Raw genomic sequence first — 430 nt, 5'->3', positions numbered from 1 at the left:
CGATGGAAGTGGTGGACGCGCTCGCCGGCAGCGGCGTCGCCGTCGGCATCCTGCCCGGCGGCACCGGCAACCTGCTGGCTCGCACCCTCGGCATCCCGCTCAGCGTGCGCCGCGCCGTGCCCGCCCTCCTCGGCGGCGACGAGGTGCGCATCGACCTGGGGATCGTCACCAGCACCGCCGACGGCGCCGCGGCGCGCCGGTTCGCCTTCGCCGCGGGGATCGGGATCGACTCGGCCATGATCGAGGGGACGAGCCCCTGGCTCAAGAAGCGCATCGGGATCATGGCCTACGCGCTCACCGCCGGGCGGGCGCTCATGAAGCGCGAGACCTTCGGCGTGCGGGTGACGGTGGACGGCGTGGTCGAGGAGCGGCAGGCGGCGGCGGTGATGATCGCGAACTTCGGCGCGGTGCTCGACGAGCTCATCACGCT

General features: G+C 73.5%; 1 protein-coding gene. It reads left to right on the top strand.

Going from position 1 to position 430, the window contains the following annotated elements; translation table 11 throughout:
- Window positions 1-430: diacylglycerol kinase family protein (locus I6F37_RS40885; protein ID WP_276573817.1), on the top strand; the 430-nt coding region annotated here is incomplete at both ends.

The sequence above is a fragment of the Bradyrhizobium sp. NBAIM08 genome, from assembly GCF_020193935.1.
Taxonomy (GTDB): Bacteria; Pseudomonadota; Alphaproteobacteria; order Rhizobiales; family Xanthobacteraceae; genus Bradyrhizobium; species Bradyrhizobium yuanmingense.
Note: the sequence above shows the minus strand (reverse complement) of the source record. Positions and strands in the feature narration are given on the sequence as shown.